Source organism: Shewanella sp. T24-MNA-CIBAN-0130 (assembly GCF_040310185.1).
In the GTDB taxonomy this organism is placed as follows: domain Bacteria; phylum Pseudomonadota; class Gammaproteobacteria; order Enterobacterales; family Shewanellaceae; genus Shewanella; species Shewanella psychromarinicola.
The window spans coordinates 1-242 of sequence record NZ_JBEOPP010000518.1; the positions used below are offsets into that span (position 1 = coordinate 1).

A 242-nucleotide genomic window follows, 5' to 3' on the forward strand; every position below is an offset into this window, starting at 1 on the left:
TCCAGCAGGAGCCCGTGCTGTTTCACCGCACGCTCGCGGAGAACATCGCGTATGCACGCCCCGATGCGAGCCGCGCGGACATCGAGCGCGCCGCGCGCCTGGCCAGCGCGCACGACTTCATCGTCGCACTGCCGGACGGCTATGACACGCTGGTCGGCGAACGCGGGATCAAGCTGTCGGGCGGCGAACGCCAGCGCGTCGCGATCGCGCGTGCGTTCCTCGCCGATGCGCCGATCCTGATC

General features: G+C 70.2%; 1 protein-coding gene. It reads left to right on the top strand.

Annotation, left to right across the window (positions count from 1 at the left end; translation table 11 throughout):
• Nucleotides 1–242 (top strand): ATP-binding cassette domain-containing protein (locus AAEZ02_RS23335; RefSeq protein ID WP_351125593.1); only part of this gene is annotated, 242 nt, incomplete at both ends.